This window comes from Flavobacterium sp. FG19 (assembly GCF_057809475.1).
Genome location: NZ_JBMDKA010000063.1, coordinates 1 through 6,669 on the forward strand (window position 1 = coordinate 1; position 6,669 = coordinate 6,669).

The 6,669-nt window shown below is 34.2% G+C and carries 8 protein-coding genes; 5 read left to right on the forward strand and 3 right to left on the reverse strand.

The genetic code is table 11. From position 1 onward, the window contains the following. Nucleotides 1–158: 158 nt before the first annotated feature. Nucleotides 159–824, reverse strand: a complete 666-nt coding sequence (locus tag ACODST_RS27540) for a hypothetical protein (protein ID WP_488935307.1) — start codon at nt 822–824, stop codon at nt 159–161. A gap of 278 nt (nt 825–1,102) precedes the next feature. Here ACODST_RS27540 and ACODST_RS27545 point away from each other — a divergent pair, with 278 nt between their 5' ends. From ACODST_RS27545 to ACODST_RS27555, 3 genes are all read left to right on the forward strand, one after another. Beyond that, on the forward strand, nt 1,103–1,498 hold the full coding sequence (locus ACODST_RS27545; protein ID WP_488935308.1) for a helix-turn-helix domain-containing protein: 396 nt from the start codon (nt 1,103–1,105) through the stop codon (nt 1,496–1,498). Nucleotides 1,499–1,647: 149 nt separating this feature from the next. After that, entirely contained in the window at nt 1,648–2,229 is a 582-nt protein-coding gene (locus ACODST_RS27550) for a Panacea domain-containing protein (protein WP_488935309.1), read from the forward strand. Between the two features lies 1 nt (nt 2,230). After that, the gene (locus ACODST_RS27555) at nt 2,231–2,668 is read left to right on the forward strand and encodes a hypothetical protein (RefSeq protein WP_488935310.1); all 438 of its coding nucleotides are present in this window, start codon (nt 2,231–2,233) and stop codon (nt 2,666–2,668) included. A gap of 81 nt (nt 2,669–2,749) precedes the next feature. Here ACODST_RS27555 and ACODST_RS27560 read toward each other — a convergent pair whose 3' ends face one another. Then, nucleotides 2,750–3,946, reverse strand: a complete 1,197-nt coding sequence (locus tag ACODST_RS27560) for a C1 family peptidase (protein ID WP_488935311.1) — start codon at nt 3,944–3,946, stop codon at nt 2,750–2,752. 244 nt (nt 3,947–4,190) lie between these two features. Here ACODST_RS27560 and ACODST_RS27565 point away from each other — a divergent pair, with 244 nt between their 5' ends. Continuing rightward, the gene (locus tag ACODST_RS27565; RefSeq protein ID WP_488935312.1) at nt 4,191–4,988 is read left to right on the forward strand and encodes a helix-turn-helix domain-containing protein; all 798 of its coding nucleotides are present in this window, start codon (nt 4,191–4,193) and stop codon (nt 4,986–4,988) included. A gap of 74 nt (nt 4,989–5,062) precedes the next feature. After that, a complete protein-coding gene (locus ACODST_RS27570) occupies nt 5,063–5,923 on the forward strand; it encodes a CPBP family intramembrane glutamic endopeptidase (protein ID WP_488935313.1) in 861 nt (286 codons plus the stop codon). Between the two features lie 50 nt (nt 5,924–5,973). On the opposite strand, the gene ACODST_RS27575 is transcribed toward ACODST_RS27570, so the two are convergent. Further along, entirely contained in the window at nt 5,974–6,513 is a 540-nt protein-coding gene (locus ACODST_RS27575; RefSeq protein ID WP_488935314.1) for an alpha-ketoglutarate-dependent dioxygenase AlkB, read from the reverse strand. Nucleotides 6,514–6,669: the final 156 nt, after the last annotated feature.

Consider the following 6,669-nt stretch of genomic DNA (forward strand, 5'->3'; position numbering starts at 1 on the left):
TAGAGCATCTGACTGTTAATCAGAGGGTCCTTGGTTCGAGCCCAAGAGGGGGAGCTTAAAAAAAGACGATCAAATGATCGTCTTTTTTTGTTTATGCCTGGCTTCTACTCAAAGTTTGTCATTTCTGAAATGACAAAACTGAGTTCTATTACTTCTCTCTATTGATTCAAATTCTTACTCTCAAACAATCTCATCATTTTCTCCGCCTTCCCTTTTTCATTTATTCCTTTTAAGGACTGTGCATACCTAAAATAATAAACTGCCTCTGCATTTTTATCCAGCTGCAAAAGTTCCTCATAGTATTTAACAGCGGTTTTGTAATCACCTTCAAAATAACACTTGTCTGCTACTTTTTTAAGCATATCTACAGATTTATACCCTTTATCCAAAACATTGGCGTAGGTATCTAAAATATCTACTTTAACGAATTTCTCCGAATATGCCGGAGCGATAACCTCCACTTCTAACGGCTGAATACCAACACTGGCATCGGCAAGTGCTTTTGGCGCAATACTGCCTGCAGATCGTACTTTTTTCTTTCTGTATATGGGTGTGACCGTTCTGGTATTATTTGGCCCTAAATCGTTTGTATACACCATATCGAGTTTTGAAACTTCGTATTGGGTTGTTCGCTTGCCAAAAGGCATATTGATTATTTCTACCACGAGGTAAGAATCGATAATACGATCTTCGTTTGATTTGTCATCCAGCTTTGAAGCTGTTTTTTTAGTGCCGGCATCGACAATAGTATAATTTGCCTGAGCCAAACTACTTACAGAAAAAACACTTGTGATACTAGTAAAATATACGGCATACCTTTTCATGATGTTTTGAATTTCACACTGTATTAAAAACAATACAAAATTATTGATTTTGTGATAGTTACAATTCATTTTAACTATAAAACACCCAGAAACCCATAAAGTATACCTTTTGCTTTTGAACAATTGCCGGTTTATTTATAATTTTAATTTTTAATCCTGAGCTGTGCGAAAAATTGTATTTTTGTCTTATCCCAAAACACTCAAAACGTATCGTACAAATTCACATTTGTAAATTACAATACCATACATTTTCACGAATTTTTAAATATCTTTGAATTATGAGCACATTTACCAAACCCAGCCATATAGGACGCAAAATAAGCCGTATTCGTGAACTTCGTGACATGAAACAGGAAGCACTCGCACAAGCTTTAGGCTTAAGCCAACAAACAGTTTCTGCTATTGAAAACAGCGAAACCATCGACGATGACAAACTCAAAGCCATTGCCGAAGTTTTAGGAGTTTCTGTTGAAGGAATTAAGAATTTTTCTGAAGAAGCTGTTTTGAATATTATCAATAATACTTTTACCAGTCACGATAATTCAACTATTAACGGAATAAACGTTCAGCCAACCTTTAACCCTCTTGACAAAGTTGTAGAACTTTATGAGCGTTTGGTTCAGGCTGAAAAGGATAAGGTTGAGTATTTGGAGAAGTTGATGAAAGGGAAATAAATTAAATAAAACTTACTATTCTGCTTTATTTTATATAATATTTAACCTACAAGAAAAATACAGCGTTATTGCTGTGTAAAATAAAAGCCGTAAATTTGCCACTACAAATCTAAACTTAACATGCAAAATAGCAGCATGTTGCCAAATATATGCATTTTAAAAACGACATAGAAAAAATTGGAAACACAATTATCTATTTAGCTGATAAAATAGATGATTTGTCTAAAACTAAACTTTTAAAAATTCTCTATTTATTAGATGAATTTTCAATTAAAGAGTTTGGATTACCTTTTCTAAATCTAAAATATGAAGTTTGGCAGTTAGGGCCTGTTTCTCAGGAAATATTTGTGGACCTGTCAGACGATCCAATAATTTTAAAAGATTATATCGAAATAAAGACCCTGGAAAACAAGAGATACATAAAATCTAAAAAAGCATTCAATGACGATGAATTTTCGGATAATGAATTGGATCTTTTAGAAAAACTAACTCAAACAGTAAAGGATCAACCTGCTTATGTTTTAATTAATTTTACTCATAAAAAAGATTCTTTATGGTACAGCACAGCATCCCGTCATAATTTGCTGGAAAAATTTGAAATGGGGATCAAAAACAGCTCTAATGTTGAATTAAATTTTGAAGAAATTCTACAAAACGAGCCTGTAAAACTTTCTATTTACAATCATCATAAAAAGCTTGAATCAAGTTTAAGCGGATTTAGAATTCGTTAACATGAGAGACGGGACATTATTACATATACCTAATTATGTTTTCGAAAATGGTGATTCAAAAAATAAATTCTTTTTACTTTTAAAGGAAGTAAATGGTGTACAGTTAATAGTTTCTCTGCCATCAAGCATTGAGTACTTCCCATCAGATACTACAATAAATCATGGCTGTATCGATTTAATTGATGCCCAACAAACTACATATTGTTTTAAAGCTGGTTATATTCTGGACTCAAACAATAGTTTTTCTTTTTCAAAAGACACTTATTTACATGGATGCTGGTTAAAAGAAATTGACAGGACTTTGTTCTTCCAAACTTATCCTATTCCGGACTTTCATTATGAAATTAAAGCTGTTTTAGATCAAACCGAACTTGAAAACATAATAGAATGCTTTAAAAATTCCCGATCGGTTAAAAGAAGACTAAAAAGATTACTTTGAATATTTCCTGAAAACGAATAAAAAAAGCGCCGCAATTCAACATTGCAGCGCTTTTCTATTTTATTAAAAACTAACCTAAACTTAAACCCCTAATTTCTTAGCGATTTCAGCAGGAATTCCGCCTTTGTTTACCATTAAGGCAGTAGTTTTATATTTTACGAAATTTTTGGTTACGAACAAGAAACCTTTGTAGTCGTTTGTTTCTCCCCAGGAATTTTTTACAATATAATATTCTTTTCCGGTTTGGTCTTTCGCAAGACCAATAATGTGCATTCCGTGGTCGTCTGTAGTGGTGTAGTTATCAAACGCCGCCTGACGCATTTCCGGAGTAATTTCCGGCTCTGCTTTTGGTCCGTTAAACATATCTGCTTTTTCTTCGGCCGTCATGTCGTCAAATTTCTTTGTTGGTACATACGCCACACCATTTTTCCAGCTGAAGCTTTTCTCACTTACGTCTGTTGCCCAGGCTACAGTATATCCTTTTTTCAACGCATTGTCGATAACATCGGTCATGTCGTTTACTTTTACATTGTAAACCTGATCAAATGACCAGTTGTCCGGTACCATCATAGTGGTTTTTTGATAGTATGGAGAAGTTGTAAACGATGACATTTCGATGTACTCGTCTGGATTAATTCCTACTACTTCTTTAGCAAAAGACTGTGGTGTATAGTTTTTCCCTTTATAAGTAAAGTTTTCCGGCACTTTTCCTAAATAAGAATCGATAACAGCTGCGTAGGCTTTTTGCCAGTTTGGCGTTAATTCTCCGTTTGGATTTTTAACCACCGCCGCTAAAACACCTTCGATAAGAGCTGCCATTTCGGCAAATTTATTTTTATCAGTTCCGTAGTTTAATCCTGTATAAACTTCTCTAGGTACAGCTCCGTATTTTTTGTACATGTTGGTCACATCGTGCAAAGCCCCGCCATCGCCCAAAGTAACTGCTCCGTGCATACGAACGTAGTTAATTCCTTTTTCTACATATACGTTTCTGGCCGAAAAAACCTGAGAAAGCTCAACAGGCTGTTTTCCTAAACGAATCATTTCTGACTCTAAAAATGAGTTCGATGCATAACTCCAGCAGGTTCCTGATGAACCCTGGTTTTTTACAGATGTAGTTCCTAAGTTTACTACTTCGGTGAATTTAAAAGCTTCTTTACTTTTATCACTTGCATTCAGCTTTAATGAATTAACCAAAATGTCCTGTGCAAAACAGCCGCTTACTCCCACTAAAAAAGCAGATGCAGCAAAAACTGATTTCATCGTATTTTTATACATAATATAAAGATTTAAATAGTTGACTAATTAGTAGCCCTTATTATATTTTTGTTACAAAACAATTAAATATTCGGTAAAAAAACTATTATTTAACAGTTAATCTTTATACAATGTTTTTATTAAGCATTTAAATCTTACAAATTACATAAAAACGACTAATTCAGTAGAATCAAAATAGTTTTGATTTTTGTGTATAAAAAAATTAGTATTTTGGTTCTTGAAATACCACCCTATAAACAATAAGATGTACGAACTCGAAAAAGAGAAATATTTAGGCAATACTAAAAACAGTTTTACGGCTGCAAAAGGTATTGCTGTGGTCGAAACTGAGTACCAGAACAAGGTTTACGAAGGCTGGCATTCGCACAATAATGCCCATATCACTCTTTTTTTAAAAGGTGGCACTACCGAAAAACGAAAAAACTTCAGCGAAACAGTTGGTCCGGGCTCGCTGTTATTTTATCACAGCAGCGAACTTCATTTAAATCAGAATACGCTTTTTCCTTCCCGAAATATTAATATCGAAATTGAGGAAACGCTGCTCAAAGAACTTGAATTATCTGAAGCTTTACTCGAAAAATCAGTTCAAAACAGTACACTAACCAAATTTTTAATCCTGAAAATTTTTAAGGAAACACAAAACGCAGATCCTTTTACGAATGATACTATAAAGATGCTGTTCTCACAGTTGTCTTATTCTGGTACACATTTAGAACGATTTGATAAGAGTCCGTATTGGGTAAAGAGCTTAAATGAATTATTAAACGACTGCTGGAACGAAAATCCAAATCTTCAGGATTTATCGCAGGTTTTACAATTAAATCCTGTTACAATATCAAAACACTTTCCTAAATATTTTGGCTGTACTTTAGGAGAATATATGCGCAGAATCAAAATTGATCATTCGATTTCGATGATACAAACTTCACAAAGCAGCCTGACAGAAATTGCCCTGGACTGTGGTTTTTCAGATCAAAGTCATTTTATCCGTACCTTTAAAAATCAAACCGGATTTCTTCCTAAACAATTTCAAAAATTATAAAGAGGCAAATTTCATTCTATTTTTAGTTTTTGGAGCGCCCTATTTTTGCTTCAAATTATAAAACTAAATCTAAAATGGAAACTCTTACCTTAAAACAAAAAATAACCAATTCTTCTATAACAAAAATTATTCTTGCCCTGCTGGTATTTATGGCTGTTGTTATTATCGGGCAGCAGATTGCCGTAAAATTGCTGGCTTTAACACCACTCGATAAAGATTACAGAAATCTTCTCAAAGGCTTTTTTGTTTCCTCTGCGTGCATTTTCAGTTACATTACTTTCTTTAAAAAATATGACAAAAGGGCTGTTAGCGAGTTTGCTTCAAAAGGACTTGCCAAAAATCTTATCATTGGCGCACTGCTTGGTTTTACGCTGCAATTGCTGACTATTTTGGTCATGTACCTCAACGGAAATTACTACATTACTGCTGTTAATCCTATATCCTTTATCTTAATTCCGTTTGCCCTGATGTTTACTGTGGCGATCATTGAGGAAATATTGGTAAGAGGTATTATTTTTAGAATTATGGAAGAAAAACTGGGAAGTTACATTGCCCTGACTATTTCCTCGGTTCTGTTTGGTGTTTTTCATCTGGCAAACCCACACGGAACTTTAATTTCATCCATCTGCATTACAACTGCAGGTTTTATGCTGGGAGCTGCTTTTATTTACAGCCGTAATTTATGGCTGCCGATTGCTTTACATTTTGGTTGGAATTTTACTCAGTCGGGAATTTTTGGAGCGATAACCTCCGGAAACGAAAAAACAAAGAGTTTATTAGAAGCCCGAATAGCCGGACCGGAATTTATTACCGGAGGAGAATTTGGCCCCGAAGGATCAATTCAGGCTATCGTATTCTGTATTTTGGGAACTTTTGTATTATTGGCCTTAAGCAAAAAAGAAAACAAGATTATTAAACCGTACAGGAAAAAATAAATGGTACATAAAAGCTCCCTGAATAGTATAAATTCAGGGAGTTTTGCTATTTATACGATAAGCTTTCTAAACGTAAGGCTTATTCTTTCGGCATTCTCATTTACATTGTCCGGTAAAATAGCATGCAGCCAGAACTGCTGCACTTCTTTGGTCATATAAAAGAGGCTGTTGGGCCGTAATTCAATATCGTGTATTAGTTCTTTGTTTTCTTTATTTTTGAATCTCATGATTCGTTTATTGCCCAGAGAAACAATGGCGATTCCGGTTCCTTCTGCTAACATATCAGTCTGATCGGAATGAAAACCCATTTTCGATCTTCCGTCATCATAATAATTTATCAGACAATTATTGGCCGTAAACCCAATTTTGTCTTTTATAATACCGGCTGCATTCTCGATATAATCCGGCATTGGCAGAAAATCATATTCCATACCTGAGTAATTGTAAGGCGTGCCATAGCTTACCGTTTTTCTGGATTTTATAGAAGTATCCCAAACCGATTCGTTTTTGACTACTTCAAACAAAGTATCATGACTGCTTATAATATCGTCCTGTAATTGTATTTCTTCCAACAGCTGATTTAAATCCATAAATTCTATTTTAGGATATAAATGTAAGAAGATTTAAAAGGATTCAATCGGGATAAAGCGTTTTATAAAAGCTGAAATTATAGTTATTCCCTCATAACTCTTAACTCTTAACTCTTAACTCTTAACTCTTAACTCTTAACTCTTAACTCTTAACTC

Coding starts and splice junctions, on each gene's coding strand:
- ACODST_RS27540 (WP_488935307.1), bottom strand. CDS start 824: ATGAAAAGGTATGCCGTATATTTTACTAGTATCACAAGTGTTTTTTCT.
- ACODST_RS27545 (WP_488935308.1), top strand. CDS start 1,103: ATGAGCACATTTACCAAACCCAGCCATATAGGACGCAAAATAAGCCGT.
- ACODST_RS27550 (WP_488935309.1), top strand. CDS start 1,648: ATGCATTTTAAAAACGACATAGAAAAAATTGGAAACACAATTATCTAT.
- ACODST_RS27555 (WP_488935310.1), top strand. CDS start 2,231: ATGAGAGACGGGACATTATTACATATACCTAATTATGTTTTCGAAAAT.
- ACODST_RS27560 (WP_488935311.1), bottom strand. CDS start 3,946: ATGTATAAAAATACGATGAAATCAGTTTTTGCTGCATCTGCTTTTTTA.
- ACODST_RS27565 (WP_488935312.1), top strand. CDS start 4,191: ATGTACGAACTCGAAAAAGAGAAATATTTAGGCAATACTAAAAACAGT.
- ACODST_RS27570 (WP_488935313.1), top strand. CDS start 5,063: ATGGAAACTCTTACCTTAAAACAAAAAATAACCAATTCTTCTATAACA.
- ACODST_RS27575 (WP_488935314.1), bottom strand. CDS start 6,513: ATGGATTTAAATCAGCTGTTGGAAGAAATACAATTACAGGACGATATT.